A 17,964-nucleotide genomic window follows, 5' to 3' on the forward strand; every position below is an offset into this window, starting at 1 on the left:
GACTGGTGCCATGCTGCTCGATGAGCTCGTGAAGACCTCGGAAGCCGTCGCGGCAACCCGCTCCCGGGTCGCCAAGGTCAGTGAACTGGCAGGCCTGCTGCTCCGGCTCGACCCCGCGGACATCCCGACGGCGGTCGGTTTGCTCACGGCCAAGCCTCGCCAGGGGCGGGTCGGGATCGGCTGGAGCGGCATGAGGGCGGCAAAGGGCAAGCCCGCTGCTGAGCCGACTCTCACCATCGCCCGCCTCGACGCTGCGTTGGACCGGCTGCTGGCAGCCGCAGGCGCTGGCTCGACCGCGGAACGCGCCTCCATCCTTCGGACCCTGATGGCGGAAGCCACAGAACGAGAGCAAAACTTCATCGCCGGCGTCCTGCTCGGAGAACTTCGTACCGGTGCGCTTGAGGGCGTACTAACCGATGCAGTTGCCCGCGCCGCCGGCCGGCCGGTCGAGGCCGTCCGCCGGGCGGCGATGCTCTCCGGCGATCTCGGCGGGACCGCCTTGCTGGCGATCACGGGCACTGCGGAACAACTTGACGCAGTGGGCCTCGTCGTCGGGCGTCCGGTGCAGCCGATGCTCGCCGCAACCGCGGCCAGTGCCAGCGAGGCGCTGGAGGCTACGGGGGAAGCATCGGTGGAATACAAGCTCGACGGCGCACGCATCCAGGTGCACCGTGCCGGCGACGACGTGCACATCTACACGCGCACTCTGGCCGAAGTGACCCATCGGTTGCCGGAAGTGGTGGAGGTCGTGCGCGGAATGCCCGTGCGTGATGTGATCCTCGACGGCGAGACGCTGGCACTCGACGAGGACGGCGGGCCCAGACCGTTCCAGGAGACCATGTCCCGGTTCGGGGCGAACGCGGCGCGCACCACACTGCTGCATCCGTGGTTTTTCGACGTGCTGCATGTAGACGGGCGCGACCTGCTCGACGAGCCGCTGGCCACACGAATTGGCGTCCTTGAGCGCATCGCTCCCGGTCACCGCATCCCGGGGAAAATCACTGCGGATGCGGCTGTTGCCGAAAGCGTGTCCCGCGAAGCCCTGGCCGCCGGCCATGAGGGTGTGGTCGTGAAGGCTCTGGGCTCGTCCTACGCCGCGGGACGGCGCGGTTCACATTGGATCAAGGTAAAGCCCGTGCTCACCTACGACCTGGTAGTTCTCGCCTGCGAATGGGGGTCAGGAAGGCGCGCCGGGCTGCTGTCGAACCTGCACCTCGGAGCCCTGGACCCTGTCGGCCAGTTCGGCGAACCCGGCGGTTACGTCATGGTGGGAAAGACTTTCAAGGGCCTCACCGACGCGCTGCTGCAGTGGCAGACGGAAAAGTTCCAGGAGTTGGAGGTGCGGCGTACTGCGGGCACCGTATGGATCGAACCGGTCACCGTGGTCGAGATCGCCATCGACGGCGTCCAATACTCTCCCCGCTACCCAGGTGAAATCGCCCTTCGATTTGCACGCGTCAAGCGCTATCGTGACGACAAGACCGCCGCGGAGGCCGACACGATCCAAAACTTGTGCGCTCTGCTCCGTACACCAAGGGGCAGGAAGGTATCGCCCGTGGCGGCGGAGCCAGACGCGGGATGAGTTGCCCCACTTCCGTGAAATTGCCCTGATCTGGCGAATTCCCGGCCGCCGCGTTGAGCACTTCCTTCTTTTTGTCTAGTCGCGATGACCAGCACCATCCGCTCGGGCCGCCGAGCCGTCGATGAAATCCTCGAGAAACTCTCGTAACCGGCCTCTCATCCGTCCGGTCGGGCGTGGGCTGTTCCTTCCGTCCCAGGTCAAATCCTCGGCTTAAATGGGATACTAAGCCATGGCTTTTTCCTCGGGCAGGGGCACACCGGGTGTGGTGGCTGTGGTCGGTGCGACCGGCCGGCAGGGATCGGCCGTGGTCCATCACCTCCTCAAAGACGGGTGGCAGGTGCGCGCCCTGACCCGGAATCCGTCCAGTGATGCTTCACAGGCCCTGCGCGCACTCGGCGCTGAGGTTCAGCAAGCGAACACCGAGGATCCCGGCTCTCTTCGGACGCCGTTCAACGGGGCCTATGGGCTTTTCAACGTCCAGAATCCCATGACCAGTGGAATCGACGCCGAAGTCCGGCAAGGCAGCAACGTGGCGGAGGCCGCGGCCGAAGCGGGCATACGCCACGTGGTGTACGGGGCGGCAGGAGTCAGCGACCAGCCAACAGGCGTCGGCTCCTGGGACTCGAAGCTGGTCATCGCCCGGCGCTTTCGCGAACTCGGACTGCCGCTCACCGTGCTCCGGCCAATGGCGTTCATGGAACTAATGACGGACAAAGGCTACTACCCGCAGTTTTCCACCTGGCACCTGATGCCAAAGCTGATGGGCCCGACCCGGCCGGTGGGCTGGCTGTGCGTTGACGATCTGGGTGCCATCGCCGCCCGGATGTTCGCGGACCCCGAACGCTGGAGCGGCGCGGTGCTGGGACTGGCATCCGACGTGCGGTCAATAGACGAGTGCCGAACTCTATGGCAGGAACGGACCGGACGAAAGCCCCGTGGGTTGCCGATGCCGGAGAAGCTGTTTGAACGGTTCGTGGGGAAGGACCTGACCACCATGTGGCGATGGCTGCGGACCGGGCAGTTCGACATGAGTACACAGGAAACGCGCGAGGTCCTGCCGGAGGCCCGGACCGTTAAGGAATGGCTGATACAACGGCCAAAGTGAGCAGTGCCGAGCAGCGCTGGATTGCGGGGCTGCCGCTTGGCCTGCCTCAGGGATCCGGGCTCGGAGGTGAAACCAGGCGTCCACTGCGGTTGCTCCTGCACTGGTGGAGAAGCACTTTCTCAGGCCGCGGTCGGGGAAAATCAACGCCTGGCATGAGGCCCAAAAATCGCCGGAGTTCGTCATTTTGCCTAGGCAAATACCCGCTTTTACAATGCTGGATGTGGACACTGAGGAGCAGAACGAAGACTTCCAGCGACTTCACCAACTCATCGCTGGCACCGGTGACATCACGTCCTTCCTGGACGGCATGACCCGTCTCGCGGCAACCACACTCAGCCGTGTGACCGGCATAAGAATCGAATGTGCCGCGACTCTCTGCCGCCGCAAGCGCGCGGTCACCCTGGCTGGCAGCAGTGATGATGCAATTCTGTGGGACGGCATAGAACAAGCCCTGGGCGACGGCCCCGTCATGGAGGCACTCCAAACCAACCAACCGGTGACTCTGAAGGACACCAGCACAGCTGTTCAGTGGCCGCAGTACAGTAATGCGCTGGCCGAGGCCGGAGCGCGCAGTGTCCTGGCTGTCCCATTGGAACTGGGCGACGACGCCTCCGCAGCCCTGAACTTCTTCGCACCCGCAACAGGAGCCTTTAGCAATGCGCCCATCGCCGAGGCGGTGGTCTTCGCCGATACGGCCGGCCAGGCATTGCGCCTTGCCCTGCGGATCGCCACCGCTGACCTGCTGGCCGAAGACCTGAAGGCTGCCATGGCACGCCGGACGGTGATTGATTTATCGACGGGGATCATCATGGCCGAAAGCAACTGCACCCAGGAAGAAGCCTTCCGTTTCCTACATCTGGCGTCGCAGAACCGGAACCAGAAACTGCACGATGTCGCTGCAAGCATCGTCAGCGAACGCAACGGCGCACGTGCAACACCGGCAACCCACTTCGAGGACTGACACCGGCACTGGCACACCAAAGGGATGGGCCCACTCAGGGAACCTGGACGGCCCGCACACTGCAGAACGGGCCACCCAGCATGCCTATGCTTTCGCGAGACGACTCCCACTTTGCCACGCGGCAGTAGCCGCGTACACGTATCTGGCGCTCAAGATTCCATCAATATTGGGCGCGCTCCCCTGGCAGAGCATGGTGATGAACCTGAAGACAGGCAGCAGACCAAGGAAACACCCACGGCTGGAAGACGGTCTTGTTGCCGTAGAGAAACGGGAAAGAGCTGAATCAGCAAGGTGCGGGCAGGCGAAAGGCCGGACGGGCTTCTGGTTACCGCTATCCGGCCTTGCCAGCAGGTACAGTAGCAAGGTGCCGGCTGTTATGGGGGTCAACGCCGGTGCTTGGTACCGCTGCCTTAACTAAACCCCTGCACCATCAAGGTGCGCACCAGTACCCGGTACTCGATTTCCAAGGTGCGACGAGTAGTTACTTACGGGTGCTAAGAGGCTCCCGGGGCGGTCCTGGAACACCATCAAAACCACCGCCTCCCCAAACCAGCCTGACCAGAACGAACAGCTAAGAATGCCCCCGCCGCGGATAGACGGTCATCCATGCAGCCGAAGGATCCAGTGTCCTGGGGTCCGTAGTCCAGGCCGAACGCCGGCGTGCCGTTCGCGATGCGCAGTGCCGTGAAGGCTTCGTCGCCCACCACGGCCAAGCCATGGCCTTCCCCTGCGTCGACCAGCAAATCCCAGAGGTAGAGACCGTGTTCCGTGGCCGCGTAAAGCGTCCAGCCGCCAGCACCGGTCAGCGTCTCTGCGACCACCCGAACGGGCACTCCGCCCAAGTCGATCAGCGGAGCATCGGCCGGCGTCGCCGCCGCAAAGCCTCCGCGGCTCAGTTCATTCAGGAGCCCCGCGGCATTGGGTCCGATCACACCAAGGGCGGTGGTTGCCGATGTCCGGTCAACGACGACGGCGGTACTTGAGTGAGGTGTTTCGCGGCGCAGGTGCCAAATGTCTTCCGGGACGCTGCCGATGACGAGGTAGGAGTCGGCGGCAGCACGCACGATCGTCAGGTCGGCGGCGATGCCGCCCGAGGCTGAGGTAACCAGGACGCCTGTGCTCTGGTCGACGTCGAGTTCCACTTCCGAGCCAAGAACCTCGTGAAGGTGTTTTACCGCCCCTGGCCCACTGACTTCGAAGACATTGCTTGCTCCCCTGTCCGCCAGCCCAACGGCCTGCGATGCGGCAACTGCCTCGGCCGAAATTGCCGGAGACCATCCGTAGCTTGCCCACTCATCCCTGATCGTCTCCCTGCAGTCGGGACCAGGCGCGTACCAGAGTGGCCGTTCCCACCCTCCTTGGGACGTGCCGAATTCCGCTCCCAAGGCTTCCTGCCGGGTATAGAAGGGGGTAGTTGAGAACTTCCGGAGACGCGAGCTCCGCTTGCGGGGATGGCTGATGTCATAGACCTCGTCATAGTTTTCACTCGCGAGCTCGATGCTGACGGTCCGGGTCAGATGAGTCTGGTCGAAGCGGCGGAAGTCCAGGGCGGTGGTGTCCACGCCCGGATCTCCGGTGACGATCCAGTCCGCAAGAACTCCGGCAACTCCCGCGGACTGGGTAAGCCAGACTGATTCGCCCAGCCAAACACCCTTCATGCCGGGCACTTCGCCCAGGAGGGGGTTGCCGTCTGGTGTGAAGGAGAAGATGCCGTTGTACCCGTCCACCGGTTGGCAACCGTCCGCCTCGGGGAACAAGCGAACGTGACGGATTCTGACGTCGAGCGGATGGAGGCAGCCCTGGGCCGTATGCAGCAGGCAGTGGCCGAGCGCAGGGTCTGGGATGCCCTCGACGAGGACGAGGTTCTGCTCCGAACGCTCTACACCGCCAGCGGCAATCCAGTCCTTGTAGACGTCATCGAAAACCTTTGGCTGCAATGCCGCCCCTACAAGTTCATCGGCGCCACCGAGGCCATCGACCACAATGACGCAAGCCTCTGGACACCCCAACCCGCCATCCTCGAAGCCGCGCGCGCAAAGGACACCAAAGCCGCAACCCGGCTCACCAGACAGTCCTTGGCCAGCGCCCGCAACACGTCAAATTCGCTTCCACTCTGACCCCGACTAGGGCGTCTCACGCCTCACCGGCTTCATACCCGGCACCGGAACCTTCTCAGGCTGCAACACCATCAAATACACGGCCAACAAAACCCAAGCACAGTAGATGCAATGATCACCTGGACGCGATCGTGTCGGGTATCCGCTGCTTCTTAGTGGCAGACAATTGCTTGAGGATCCGCCAACCGAAGAAGCCGAGGACAAGTGCGAGCAGCGCGATACCCCAGAAAGGCAGCGGAAATGGCTGTTCAAGGGTGATAGGCACTGTTGCCACGACGGGCCTTCCTTCGCTGGTAGTGCCAAGAACATTGATGGTGTGGTTTCCCGCAGGAAGGTCAGTTGCCTGCAAATCTATTGTGAGGGTGCCCTTGCCGTCGGAGTCCAACTGCACACTGCCCAAGACGAGGGGCTTTGACTTCACATAGATCGTGGTCCCTGACAACGCCTCGCCTCCGGAGACGTGGATAACAGTTCGGCCGTAGGCATCTTTGACGGTTGGAACCGCCGACTGCTCTGGCTGGTTCAAGTCCACATAGATGTTCGATTCGGTTGGCCACCATTGGACCGTTGCCTTCTTCCACCATGCGTCCACGCCAACTGAGGTTGTCGCTGGTTTCAGCTTGTCGCCCTCCCTGGCTGCCCAAGAGTTGATGGCTGCTGCCATGGCCTGGTGGCCTTGGACGTTCGGGTGAAGCGCTTCCGGCGAAGTCACTCCTTTAAAGGTGAGCGGGACAAACCACGGGTCGGCGGAGCACATGTTGTGTGCCGGGGGCACCGCCCTGTCTGTCGTGGTGGTGTAAGCAGGCGTTTTAAAGTGCCTAACGGCGTAAGCAACTCCTTCGTCCACAGCCTCGTTCAGCTGCTTCTGGAGTTTTGCAAAGGGACCGTACGCGGCCGCCAGCGCCCCGGTTTGGAATGGTTGCGTTCCATCGCATCGGAGCGGGGTGTTGGTGTTGCGGGCCAACAGCTCCGGGTATTTGAGTACGATGATCGGCGGTGTCGGGATGCCTCGCTGTTCGAAAACCTGACTGGTGTGTTTCAAGACGGTGAACATATAGCCAGGTACGGAGCGAACGAGTTCCTGCACAGCCAAGTAGGACTCTCCCGATTTGGGGCTGGCTGAGCAGGAGGCGAGTGGATCGCCACCGGATGTTGGGGCTGTGGGCGCAGCCGTGAGAGCACTTATCGCACACGACTTGGCAATGTGCCCGAAACCGATGTCATTGCCTGTGATGCTGAGGAAGATGGCGTCTGGCCGGTACCCGGTGTCCAGAATTGTACGCAGCTGATCCAGTTGACTGGGTTCACCATGCTGTCCCTGTCGATAGACATTTAGGGTTGTGGCTCCTGAACAGGCAAGGATGCGAACCCTCTCGGGGCTGAACAGCCAGTTGGCGTATTGGTTCTTGGTCCGGTGGCACTTCTCGGCCTGGTCCCCCACCAGAAAATAGGGACGGTCCGGTGTTCCGGCGCCCTCCCCGGAGGAGTAGGAGTCACCAAGGACCACCACGTTCTTGAAGTCCTGGAGGGTACCGCTGAGGTTGGCGCCGGTTGTGTAGTCATGGTCGAAGAAGATGTCGAAATCCCGGGTCACAGCGATCCGACCGTTCGATTTCAAGACCACTTGGTAGGTGGTCTTGTTCAGGAGTGGGTTGGTGGGTGGTCTGATCAACCATCGGGTGGGTATGGAGGCGCCGGAGCCTAGATTGCCAAGGGACATGACGGGTCGTTGCACGGTCGAACCCGAGGTTGAGTCTTTGTCGGTGATTTGAAGTTGGACGCCGGCTGCGCTGTGACCTGCGGCGACGGAGACGGTGACGCCTACGGAGAACGATTCCTCGAACATGGGGATTGTTCCGGCTGGGGCTGCGATCTCCAGCGACAGGCCGTTGCCGAGCTGATTTTGAATGACCTGCTTGATGTCGTCTGAGTTTTGCGCCGAGGCGTAGCGGCCGCCTGAAGCCTGTGCGACGCACTCAAGCTCGCTCTGTCCGGAGGTTGATATGTCGAATCCGACGGTGTTGACAATGACGTTAATGTTTTCGGACTTCAGTTTCTTAGCCGTCTCACATGGATTGTCGCCGCAGTTCGACTCGCCGTCGGAGACAAGAACTATCGTGACTTCGGTTAGACCTTCACTGCGCAGGTAAGCGGCAGCGTCCAGCATGGCCTGGCTCGTGGGTGTTCCTCCGTCCGGTTTCGGCAAGGTGGCCAAAGTTGAACCCATGCTGGTGATGGAGGAGTTGCTGACGGGAAGCTGGAGCTTGGCGGATGGGCAGTTTGCGGTGGGCCGGGTTGTTGCCGACGGGTAGGTCATGAGGCCGATGCGTGCGTCCAGAGGCACATGCTTGATCTGTTCGAGAATGGCGCCTTTGGCCGCGGCGATCTTGGCCACGTCTTTGTTGTCGTGATCTTCCATGGAGCCGGACGTGTCAAGAAGGATCAGGACATCTCGACCGGCGGGACGGTACGGCTTCTCCGTGGCCGGTACAGCGGGCACGGGCGGTGACGGCGTAGTTGCGGTCGCTGGCAGCGCCGTCGTGAGGCAAAGTAGGGCTGCGGTCACAACGAACGTGAACATTCGTGGGCGACGTCTCATGGGTTCAGGTCCAATGCGGCAATTGCTTCCGCGGATCCCAAGAGGGTCGCATTGCCCAGAACAATGGGGGCGGAGCCCGATGTTCCCGATGCGGCGCCTACTGTTGTTACTTCGATTTCGAGGCGGAGCACATTGGTGACGTCGGCGTCGAGGTTATAGCCTTCCCCGTAGGTGAATTCTTCGTCGAAGATGACCTTGCCGTCAGCGGTCATTTTGACCCTGGCTCGGCTGTCTTTGTCTGCTCGGTCCTCGATTCCGACGACGGCCTGCAACCGGTTCAGGGTCCGGCCGAGAATCCAGAACGTAGTTGACGCTTCACTGCGGGCGTTACAGCTGATGCCGCCTGTGATGGGCGCTCCGTTGATGCTGCCCGTGCTGATCGTTCCGCAATTTCCGATGGCTTTGAATGAGGCCAGTGGAATGCTGTCAGGAGCCCCAGCGACGATGAGCGTGGGAGTCGCAGTCAATGCGGCCCCGGAGGCTGGTTCTGAGCTGATGATGGAGCCCGGCGTTATATTCGGGTCATAGACACGGTTGACCAGCGGTTGTGCTCCCAATGAGGACAGTGTCCGGGAAGCCTCGTCCAAGGGTTTGCCGGCCAGGTCCGGCATGAGCGCAGGAGCAGGAAGTGAGAGCGTGATGGCCGTGGGGTTCTTGGTGCCTGCCACGGGGTCTTGGGCGGCGATGGTCCCTGTGGTCAGGACCGACGGGACATTGCTGATTTTCACCAAAGCGGGATCATAGCCGGCGTCGGAGATGACTTGGCGGGCGTCCACTTCGGTGAGCCCTCGGACGTCAGGCATGGGCAGTTTGTCCACGCCGCCTGCAGGATTTTGGTGGGCGTCGCTCTCAGGGGCGGCGGTCAAGGGGTCATCCAGAAGTGCCCCGCGCGCAACCCATCCGACGATGAGTCCTACAGCAAGTGATGCGACACAAAGCATGGCAACGGCCGAACTAAGCCGCAGCCAGCGTGGGGCTGATTTCCTCACCTTCGACCCGTTGCTCGTCCCAATGCGGTGGCCGCGCATGAGATGTAGAAGCTTGGACGGCCCTTTCCCGGTTGTTTGTATTTCGTCTACTTGTTCCTCATTGAGTGTCATTGTGCCCCCTTGGTTTGGCTTTCTGTTCTGGGTCCACAGAAAGCCTCTGCTGCGCTGTGCCCGGTATGCGAGGCCGGGTGGAGTCTGCAGAGTATGTTTTGCGAGATGTCTTGTCGTTGGATATCTGGTTTGTGAAGGGAATCCGGGTCCGGTCCAGATTCCTCCACCGAAAACCGACCGTGACGCAACCCCAGCCCAACGCAGACCGGGCCACGGAATTTGGTTAATCGGCCCGTCAGCGAAGGAAATGAGTCTCGACAGCTCGGTTTCGATGGCGACTATGCATCTAACTGCGAGCCGGCTGCCAACCAGGATTCGAGGTAGGCTGCGACGCCGTCGTCGTGGTGCCGTGAGGTAGTGATTGTTGCCGCCTCGAGCACTGCTTGTTTACCGTTGGCAACGGCTATGGAGGTTCCTACCGCGGCGAAAGCGGGGATGTCGTTGTAGTTGTCGCCGAAAAAGTAGCAGTCGTCTTTGCTGTAGCCCAGCTCCTGGGCTGCGGCCTCGACACCGAGACCTTTTGAGCACGCCGCGTTGGCGATCTCAAGGTACGTATCTTTCGAGCGATAGGTGACGACGCCAGGTTCGGCGATGAGCAGCGCTTCGATGCCGTCCACGAGGGACTGCTCTCCCATGCACATGATCTTATGTGGCGGGTTGATTTCGACCCTGCCGGAGGAAACATATTCCTTCGAGGACATCGGGTGTGGTGATACCCCGGTGTTGTTGATTTCACGAGCAGTCCATTGGTCCTCGCCCCATACATGCCAGGCTTCACCGGCGAAGAAGCTTGCGTGAAGGTCAAACTCGGCGCAGTACCCCGCAATTTTTCGTGCATGTTCGGGCGCTATGGCGATGTCGTGTACGACCGCTCCTGTGCGCGACAGGACAAGTCCACCGTTGTAGGCGATCAGAGGTTCATCTGCCCCGTCGTACAACCGTTCGAGAATGCGCATGGATTCAGGCATACGCGAGGAGCACAGGACGAAGTTGTGTCCTGCAGCGCGTACTGCGCGAACTGCGTCTATGGTCCGGGGCGATAGTGTTCGGTCCGGGTTGAGTAGTGTGCCGTCGATGTCTGTGCAGAACATGGCCATGGTCTTTGATCTCCTCGTACAAGGGAACAGGGTTCAAGTTAGGTCTGTATCAAAACCGGCATACGGGTGCGTTCATCGACTATCGGGTCCCGCAGCACCAGGCCATCTACGTTGCAGTCACGTAGATCCGCTCCGCGTAAGTCCGGCATCTCGATGGTCGCGTTGCGTAAGTCAGCGGCGCGCAGGTCGGCATCGCGTAGATCGGCTCCTTTAAGCCGGCTGCCCCGCAGGCTTGCTGCCCGCAAATCGGCCCCCCGCAGGACAACGTCGACGCCGGTACAGTCGGAGAGGTCGGCGCGGCGCAAGTCTGCGCGAGCCAGCACAGCTCCGTCCAGTAATGCTCGTGGAAGCCTGACATCCGACAGGCAAGAGTCTTCGATTGCTGCCCCGGAAAGATCTGCGTCCGAGCCGGCAAGGCGGGACAGGCTCGCCTCGCTCCAGACGACATTTCTGGCGTTCACTGCATCGACTGTAGCGCCGTGAAGGTTCAGTCCAACCGCCCGGGAACCGTTGAGGTCGGCCCTGGACAAGTTGGTCTTGCGAAGGTCCGCCCGGGTGAGATCCGTCGAAGCTAAATTTCCACCGGATATGTCTCGTGAGGCAAGAATTATTCCCGCGAGATTTCTCCCGGGAATGCTGATGTGGGTGAGATCCGGCGCGGTAATGAGGGTTTGGACAAATCTGTGTTCCTCGGATAGCCGACGTTCACGCGCCGACTGCGTTCTCGCAACTTGGGCTTCGACATAAAGGACGGCGACGCCGAGAATCGCGCCTACACCAAGGTTGATTCCCAGGTCCGAATACTTGTTGCCCTCCGTGGGGCCCAGCACCCACATGGCGGTTCCGACCAAGAAGATGATGGCGATCAGCACCAGCGCCGGGATGCTCGTTGCGAAAAGTCGGGCTCCTGCTTTCCTCATGCGTTAGCTGCTTCAGGCTCGATCGCACCTCGAATGAGTGTGGCTCGATCTTCCTCGCCGTTCGCGTCGAGTTCGATGGCTATCGCTTCGAGCAGGTCATCGTGAGCCATTTCTCGTGTGTCGGTGGCGGAGGCGAGCCATTGCAACCCTCGTTCATAGTCACCGGTCCGGAGCGCTATCTCGCCGAGGACTATTTTGGTCTCGCGGATGCCCTGTGCATACCCGATTGACTGGTGGGCATGCAGCGCCCGCTCAGCCGTTGCGTTCGCCTCGGCGAAGGTTTCGGCATCGGCGGCAAGCGTCATGAGGATCGTCGCCTTGTACTGCAGGCCAATGGCCTGGGAACGGGCCGACCCCACTTGTGTGCTCCATGAAATGACCCGTTCGATGTGGCCAAGAGCCTCGTCCGCCTTTCCTGCCCTACGCAGTGTCTTTGCATAGGGAATTAGAAAGCGGTGGCTTGCGACCCGACCATCAACCGTGTCGATTGCCTGTCGGTAAAGGCTCTCAGCTGTGAAGAGGTCTCCTGAAACGCGGGAGAGCTTTGCCTTGTTCCTTAGAGCCCGTGCTCGGAGCGGCCCTGGAGCCAGGTCGGCACGCATCCCATAAGCTTTCTCGACATTGGCGATGTACTGGAGTCGATGCTGCTCGGCACTCGCTGGAGCGATGCCCGCTTGCCGTTCATATTGGCGGCCGTGGAGTTCGGCCAGATCACACAGCACCTCGCAAAGAGCTTCAACATCATCAAGTGCTTCGGCCAGTCGGAGGCTTTCTTCGTATGTCACAAGTGCCTGGTCAATCTCCCCTTCGTAGAGGAGAACGTCGCCTAACAAGTCCAGCGCTACGGTCCGGATCGACGGCGGATTTTCCGCCGAGGTCAGCTTCCCCAAAACCCTTCCAGCCTCTGCGATCTGGCTGGCGCTTATTAGGGCATTCACAAGCTCAAGCTGGATCGACGCACGCGAGTCGTCTCCATCGAAAACAACTCCGTCGCAAGAGCTCAGTGCCTTGCCGAACAAGGCAGCGGCCTCGGAAGAGGCTCCCGTAGCCAATGCATTACGTGCTGCCCTCAGCAGGTAGGGAAAAGCTTCAGCGTGCTTGGCGGCCAGATACAGGTGTTCGCCGATGAGTGCATCCCAGTCTTCATTTGAACTCGCCCGCAAGTTTGAGATGACATCGGCAACTTGGGCGTGCAGCCGTCGTTTGCGAAGCCCGCTGAGCTGGGCGTAAAGCACGTCACGAATCTTGCCATGAGAGAACTCGAAGGACTCATCGCTCGTTTGAAGTTCACGGATGAGCTCCACGTCAAGGAATTTCTCCATATCGCGCAGGAGCTCTTCTTCGCCAGCCTCCATCAAGCCATGAAGCACTGCAAAAGCGAAGCGCCTTCCTACTACCGCAGCGAGTTCAAGTTCGTGCCTCTCCTCGGCATCAAGTAGGTTCAAACGGGAGGCGATCACTTCCTCAACCGAGTCGGGAATATCCCAAGAGCCAATGTCACCGTCGAAAGTCCAGACATCGTCAACCATGCTCAAGGAAACCCTGCCGGATCGAGGATCCGGCGAGCACAGCATTCTGATCAGTTCCCGGGTAAAGAGAGGATTGCCCTCCGTTTCCTCGTACAACTTCTTAGTGACCGTTTCAGGCAGCATCGTGCGTCCACCAAGCAAGGACTCCACGAGTGCGCCGAAGCCCGCCAAATCGAAGCCCCGAATTTCGTGATTCTGGTAAACGCCCTCCATACGGCGGGCCGACGCAATGACCGGCCGAATTGGATGCGTAGACTCAGCGACACGGTCAGACCTGAAAGCCCCAAGAATTACAACGGGCCCCTCACTAAGACGAGATACCAAGCAAATAAGTGCGTCGGCGCTGCCTACGTCCAGATGTTCAAGGTCGTCAATGAAAAGGAGCTTTGGCAAAGCTTCGGGTTTGCGATACTCACCCATAATCACGTTGGTAAAGGTTGCAACTATGGCTTCACGACGGCTTGATGGGTCTGCCGAGATCGACTCGCTGACAGCGGCCATCTCGACTTCCGGTGAACCGGCTCCGAAGTGTTCTGCCACGACTTCGCCAACAGGACGCCCATGAGCCATCTGCCGGACAAGTTCCCGAACTGGAAAGTAGCTCATGCCTTCGTGAAAGGGCTCGCATGCCGTGCGGACACAATCAAAGCCCATCTGGGCCGCTTCAACCAGAACAGCCTCGGCCAGTGCCGACTTGCCTGCGCCGCTAGCCCCGCTGAGCATGATCACGGCCCCGGCAGGGCCACCTTCTCGCTTTCTCACGCGTTCAAGAGTTCGAATTATCAGTGCCAACTCAGTATCGCGACCGTACAAGCGGCTCGCATTATCTCGACTCAATGACACCCCAAATAAGCCAGTAATCGCCCTGGGTTGGCGATAGTGGGTTCATGCTATGGTCGGCGTTGCTCAAGGTCAAGAAGTCGGCTAGATACGCAAATACATGACGGAAAACTATCGATGAAAAACAAATTTCCCTATGCACGCACAGAGAAATGCGGTACCGGCGTTCATCGTGACATCGTCTGAAAAACATGCGGCCCCTGCAATTGCGGCCGTGCTGTCGAAGGTTCAGATCATGGCATGAAGCGGCGCCGATTCCTACTCTCAGCTTCCTGCCAATCTTCACATACGAGGCATAGGGCAACGGCTCAGCAAGCCGTGTCCTTGGTTTGCAGTCGTATTCAGTAGATCCTCAGGAGCAAGTCCCACGCGGCCACATTCCGGGTAGGGGCGTCCGCTGAGGTCTGTGCGGCTGCATCGAAACTTCAAACCAGATAAACCTCCCGGCGGCGACGCACGAGCAAGAGCACGCGACCGCCGTCGAACACCACATGGAAACAATCCTCAAGTGGAAACCAGCGGCCGCCCCCCAAGACGCCAACCTGCTCTGGACCACCATGCTGGACATCAAGGACTACCCCACCGACCGTGATGCCCTGAAGCTCGTCGCCTACTTCGTTCCCGCACACTCGCGACCGGCTCGTGCCCGACATCCCCGGCATCAAACGAACCACCCGAACTCACCACCATCGGCTACATCAACTGGTGGGAAGGCAGAGGACCCAAAGCCCACCAATACCTCCAACTCGCCCTCGACACTGACCCAGGCCACCGCTTCGCACGCCTCACCGACCACATGCTCGGCGCCGGCATTATCGCCGCCTGGAACACCAACAAAAACACCGCCTATCGAAATGGCCTCGACTTGCAGTGGCCGGATCCCAGACGAGCAACTCTTTCTTATTCGTAATCGCACCATCCCCAGCAACCCGCTCGCTGCAACAACTACGTCCAATCACGGAAGGGGGAAAGACCCGCCCGCTCAACTGCGGTCAGTCGAGTAGCGCTACGCCGAACTCCGCGACGACGGCCCGCAATTCCCTGAGGTAGCGCTGCGCTTGGTCGGTGAGCGGAATCGCGGCGTGGCCGATCCATCCAATCTCGATGCGTTCGTCAACGTCGAGCGGGATGGCGACGATCTCCGGGTCGAGCTGCCCGCTGATGATACCCGTCGAGATCGTGTAGCCGTGGAGCCCGATCATGAGGTTGAAGATCGTGGCACGGTCAGAAACCCGGATCTCCTGCTTACTGGACATGGTGGAGAGAATCTCCTCGGCGAAGTAAAAGGAGTTGTTCGCACCTTGATCGAAGGTCAGCCTCGGCAAGCCGGCGAGATCGGCGAGAGTCGCACGCTCTTTTGAAGCGAGCGGGTTGTTCCGTGAAATGAAAATGTGCGGATCGGCGAGGAAAAGCGGGGTGAATGCGAGCCCGGATTCCCGAAGCAGCTTGTCGATGACCTTCCGGTTGAAATCGTTTCGGTAGAGGATGCCTATCTCGCTGCGGAGCGTCCGGACATCCTCGATGATGTCCCAGGTGCGGGACTCACGCAGCGAGAACTCGTATTCGGCCACCTCACTGGCCTTGACCATCCGGACGAATGCGTCCACCGCGAACGAGTAGTGCTGCGTTGACACCCCGAGCAGACGTCGCCGTGGCGGCCTGCCAAGATAGCGCTGTTCGAGGAGAGCAAACTGCTCCACGACCTGCCTCGCGTAGCCGAGGAACTCTGCCCCGTCGGCGGTGAGGGTGACCCCGCGGGCGGAGCGAACCAGGAGCGCACGGCCAACCCGGGCCTCAAGGTCCTTCATCGCTGCGGACATTGTCGGCTGCGCTACGTAGAGAAGATCGGCAGCCGCGGAGATCGACCCCTCAGCTGCAACTTCTATAAAGTAACGGAGTTGCTGCAGGGTCAATCCGCTCGAAATCTGGGCCATAGGAAGATTCTATATGTATGCATAGTAACCACTAGTTACTTGATACCCCTCGGAAGGATGCACCATGGATGCATCCCCTTCGGAAAGGCCGTCTCCGGCCATCAACTGATTGGCAGCACATGGCAGACGACTTCACCTTCAGCATCACCACCACACCCTTCGACGAAGACTACTCCCCGTCGGAAGGCTCCCGGATCACGACTAACTTCGCCAACCTGGCACGGGGCGAGCACCGCCAGGAGAACCTCCGCAACGCCTTGACCATGATTCGGCGACGCTTCAACGATCTCGCAGACTGGGACAACCGGGACCGGGACCGTTACACGCTCGAGCTCGAGATCGTTTCCGTGCAGATAGAGTTCACTGCGGAAGGTACGGATCGGCAGTTCCCCTTGTTCGAGGTTCTCGACATCCAGATTGTCGACCAGCTGAACGGGGTCCGCCACCAGGGGATCGTCGGGAACAACTTCTCCTCCTACGTCCGTGACTTCGACTTCAGCGTCGTACTGCCAGCGGCAGCAGCGGAGTCAGGCAAGCCCACCGTTCCCGAGGACTTCGGCGATCTTCACGGCAAGCTGTTCCAGCAATTCCTCGATTCCCCGGCATGCCAGGCACGCTTCCCGCAGCCGCCTGTGGTGTGCATCAGCGTATCAACGAGCAAGACGTACCGGCGAACGGAGAACCGTCACCCTGTCCTGGGCGTCGAGTACCAGCAAGACGAGTTCTCGCTGACGGACGCGTATTTCGCAAAAATGGGGCTGCAGGTCCGTTACTTCATGCCACGCGGCAGCGTTGCCCCGCTCGCCTTCTATTTCCGCGGCGACCTGCTCAACGACTACTCCAACCTGCAACTCATCGGCACGATCAGCACCATGGAGACGTTCCAGAAGATCTACCGCCCGGAAATTTACAACGCGAACTCCGCCGCCGCCGTCGTCTACCAGCCGAGCCTGGGAGAGCAGGATTTCTCGCGGACCCAGATCGCCTACGATCGCGTCGAGCGCAGTCAGCTCGCGATCACTCAGGCGAAGTACACGGAAGAACACTTCATCACGCCCCACAAGGATCTATTGGATCAGTGGACCGCCAACTACCCCGCTCTCGTCAACTGACACACGGAGAATCGTCAATCATGAACACACTTTTGCCCACCACCGTTGTCGGAAGCCTGCCGAAACCATCGTGGCTCGCGCAGCCGGAGACTCTGTGGTCCCCGTGGAAGCTGGAGGGAGATGCGCTGCTCGAGGGCAAGCAGGATGCTCTGCGCATCGCGCTCCACGAGCAGAGCCGACGCGGCATCGATATCGTCAGCGACGGCGAGCAAACCCGCCAGCACTTCGTCACGACCTTCATCGAGCATCTCAGCGGGGTCGACTTTGAACAGCGCAAGACCGTGCGCATCCGAGATCGCTACGACGCCAGCGTGCCGACCGTCGTCGGAGCGGTGCGCCGCGAGCGGCCGGTATTCGTCGAGGACGCAAAGTTCCTCCGCGCAGCCACCGACCGGCCGATCAAATGGACTCTTCCCGGTCCAATGACGATGGTGGATACGCTCTACGATGACCACTACAAGAGCCGCGAGAAGCTGGCTTGGGAGTTCGCCACGATCCTGAACCAAGAGGCGAAAGAGCTGGAGGCGGCCGGCGTCGACATCATCCAGTTCGACGAGCCCGCCTTCAATGTCTTCCTCGATGAGGTCAAGGACTGGGGCGTGGCTGCGCTTGAGAGAGCGGCAGAAGGACTGCGTGCGGAGACCGCCGTGCATATCTGTTACGGCTACGGGATCAAAGCGAATACGGACTGGAAGGCGACGCTCGGCTCACAGTGGCGGCAGTACGAGGAAACCTTCCCGCTGCTTCAGAGCTCCAGCATCGACATCATCTCGCTCGAATCCCAGAACTCCCACGTGCCCATGGACCTCATCGAACTCCTCCGCGGCAAGAAAGTCATGCTCGGCGCAATTGACGTCGCAAGCGAGACCATCGAGACCCCGGAGGAGGTCGCCAACACGCTACGCAAGGCCCTGCAGTTCGTCGATGCGGACAAGCTCATCGCCAGCTCCAACTGCGGCATGGCACCGTTCCCCCGGGACGTCGCACTGGCCAAGCTGAGTGCTCTCAGCGCAGGGACGAACATCATTCGCGAGGAGCTCGCCCGCTCCGCCCGCGGGGTGTCATAAG

At 60.6% G+C, this 17,964-nt stretch carries 14 protein-coding genes; 7 read left to right on the forward strand and 7 right to left on the reverse strand.

Annotated elements, in window-relative coordinates; translation table 11 throughout:
* Positions 1-10 precede the first annotated feature (10 nt).
* The 3 genes from AB0N65_RS09650 (at position 11) to AB0N65_RS09660 (ending at position 3,648) form a co-directional block, all read left to right on the forward strand.
* On the forward strand, positions 11-1,582 hold the full coding sequence (locus AB0N65_RS09650) for an ATP-dependent DNA ligase (protein WP_364160522.1): 1,572 nt from the start codon (positions 11-13) through the stop codon (positions 1,580-1,582).
* Between the two features lie 229 nt (positions 1,583-1,811).
* Positions 1,812-2,687: an NmrA/HSCARG family protein gene (locus AB0N65_RS09655; RefSeq protein ID WP_364160524.1), complete on the forward strand. Its 876-nt coding sequence runs from the start codon at positions 1,812-1,814 to the stop codon at positions 2,685-2,687.
* Positions 2,688-2,907: 220 nt separating this feature from the next.
* A complete protein-coding gene (locus AB0N65_RS09660) occupies positions 2,908-3,648 on the forward strand; it encodes a GAF and ANTAR domain-containing protein (protein WP_364160526.1) in 741 nt (246 codons plus the stop codon).
* Between the two features lie 527 nt (positions 3,649-4,175).
* Here AB0N65_RS09660 and AB0N65_RS09665 read toward each other — a convergent pair.
* Complete coding sequence (locus AB0N65_RS09665; protein WP_364160528.1) at positions 4,176-5,375, reverse strand: hypothetical protein; 1,200 nt, start codon at positions 5,373-5,375, stop codon at positions 4,176-4,178.
* Positions 5,376-5,411: 36 nt separating this feature from the next.
* Here AB0N65_RS09665 and AB0N65_RS09670 point away from each other — a divergent pair, with 36 nt between their 5' ends.
* Positions 5,412-5,765, forward strand: a complete 354-nt coding sequence (locus tag AB0N65_RS09670) for an FCD domain-containing protein (protein ID WP_364160530.1) — start codon at positions 5,412-5,414, stop codon at positions 5,763-5,765.
* Between the two features lie 115 nt (positions 5,766-5,880).
* Here AB0N65_RS09670 and AB0N65_RS09675 read toward each other — a convergent pair whose 3' ends face one another.
* From AB0N65_RS09675 to AB0N65_RS09695, 5 genes are all read right to left on the reverse strand, one after another.
* On the reverse strand, positions 5,881-8,364 hold the full coding sequence (locus tag AB0N65_RS09675; protein ID WP_364160532.1) for a VWA domain-containing protein: 2,484 nt from the start codon (positions 8,362-8,364) through the stop codon (positions 5,881-5,883).
* The gene (locus AB0N65_RS09680) at positions 8,361-9,353 is read right to left on the reverse strand and encodes a PASTA domain-containing protein (protein ID WP_364160534.1); all 993 of its coding nucleotides are present in this window, start codon (positions 9,351-9,353) and stop codon (positions 8,361-8,363) included. Before AB0N65_RS09680 ends, AB0N65_RS09675 begins: the two co-directional genes overlap by 4 nt.
* A 389-nt stretch (positions 9,354-9,742) precedes the next feature.
* Positions 9,743-10,561 carry a Cof-type HAD-IIB family hydrolase gene (locus AB0N65_RS09685; RefSeq protein ID WP_364160536.1) on the reverse strand — a complete coding sequence of 273 codons (819 nt, stop codon included), beginning with the start codon at positions 10,559-10,561 and terminating at the stop codon, positions 9,743-9,745.
* A gap of 38 nt (positions 10,562-10,599) precedes the next feature.
* Entirely contained in the window at positions 10,600-11,481 is an 882-nt protein-coding gene (locus AB0N65_RS09690) for a pentapeptide repeat-containing protein (protein WP_364160538.1), read from the reverse strand.
* Entirely contained in the window at positions 11,478-13,853 is a 2,376-nt protein-coding gene (locus AB0N65_RS09695; protein ID WP_364160540.1) for an AAA family ATPase, read from the reverse strand. Before AB0N65_RS09695 ends, AB0N65_RS09690 begins: the two co-directional genes overlap by 4 nt.
* 694 nt (positions 13,854-14,547) lie before the next feature.
* Here AB0N65_RS09695 and AB0N65_RS09700 point away from each other — a divergent pair.
* Positions 14,548-14,760 (forward strand): DUF4192 family protein, encoded by a 213-nt coding sequence (locus tag AB0N65_RS09700; RefSeq protein ID WP_364160727.1) that lies wholly within the window; start codon positions 14,548-14,550, stop codon positions 14,758-14,760.
* 82 nt (positions 14,761-14,842) lie between these two features.
* On the opposite strand, the gene AB0N65_RS09705 is transcribed toward AB0N65_RS09700, so the two are convergent.
* Entirely contained in the window at positions 14,843-15,784 is a 942-nt protein-coding gene (locus AB0N65_RS09705; RefSeq protein ID WP_364160542.1) for a LysR family transcriptional regulator, read from the reverse strand.
* A gap of 119 nt (positions 15,785-15,903) precedes the next feature.
* Here AB0N65_RS09705 and AB0N65_RS09710 point away from each other — a divergent pair, with 119 nt between their 5' ends.
* Both AB0N65_RS09710 and AB0N65_RS09715 read left to right on the forward strand, forming a co-directional pair.
* On the forward strand, positions 15,904-16,896 hold the full coding sequence (locus tag AB0N65_RS09710) for a DUF1852 domain-containing protein (protein ID WP_364160544.1): 993 nt from the start codon (positions 15,904-15,906) through the stop codon (positions 16,894-16,896).
* A 20-nt stretch (positions 16,897-16,916) separates the two neighbouring features.
* A complete protein-coding gene (locus AB0N65_RS09715) occupies positions 16,917-17,963 on the forward strand; it encodes a methionine synthase (RefSeq protein WP_364160546.1) in 1,047 nt (348 codons plus the stop codon).
* The last annotated feature ends 1 nt before the right edge of the window (position 17,964 follow it).

Origin of the sequence: Paenarthrobacter sp. NPDC089322, from assembly GCF_040684895.1 — a bacterium.
Taxonomy (GTDB): Bacteria; Actinomycetota; Actinomycetes; order Actinomycetales; family Micrococcaceae; genus Arthrobacter.

Excerpts from the sequence above, each read along its gene's own strand:
- AB0N65_RS09650 (WP_364160522.1), top strand. The coding sequence starts at position 11 with ATGCTGCTCGATGAGCTCGTGAAGACCTCGGAAGCCGTCGCGGCAACC.
- AB0N65_RS09705 (WP_364160542.1), bottom strand. The coding sequence starts at position 15,784 with ATGGCCCAGATTTCGAGCGGATTGACCCTGCAGCAACTCCGTTACTTT.
- AB0N65_RS09710 (WP_364160544.1), top strand. The coding sequence starts at position 15,904 with ATGGCAGACGACTTCACCTTCAGCATCACCACCACACCCTTCGACGAA.
- AB0N65_RS09690 (WP_364160538.1), bottom strand. The coding sequence starts at position 11,481 with ATGAGGAAAGCAGGAGCCCGACTTTTCGCAACGAGCATCCCGGCGCTG.
- AB0N65_RS09685 (WP_364160536.1), bottom strand. The coding sequence starts at position 10,561 with ATGGCCATGTTCTGCACAGACATCGACGGCACACTACTCAACCCGGAC.
- AB0N65_RS09675 (WP_364160532.1), bottom strand. The coding sequence starts at position 8,364 with ATGAGACGTCGCCCACGAATGTTCACGTTCGTTGTGACCGCAGCCCTA.
- AB0N65_RS09655 (WP_364160524.1), top strand. The coding sequence starts at position 1,812 with ATGGCTTTTTCCTCGGGCAGGGGCACACCGGGTGTGGTGGCTGTGGTC.
- AB0N65_RS09715 (WP_364160546.1), top strand. The coding sequence starts at position 16,917 with ATGAACACACTTTTGCCCACCACCGTTGTCGGAAGCCTGCCGAAACCA.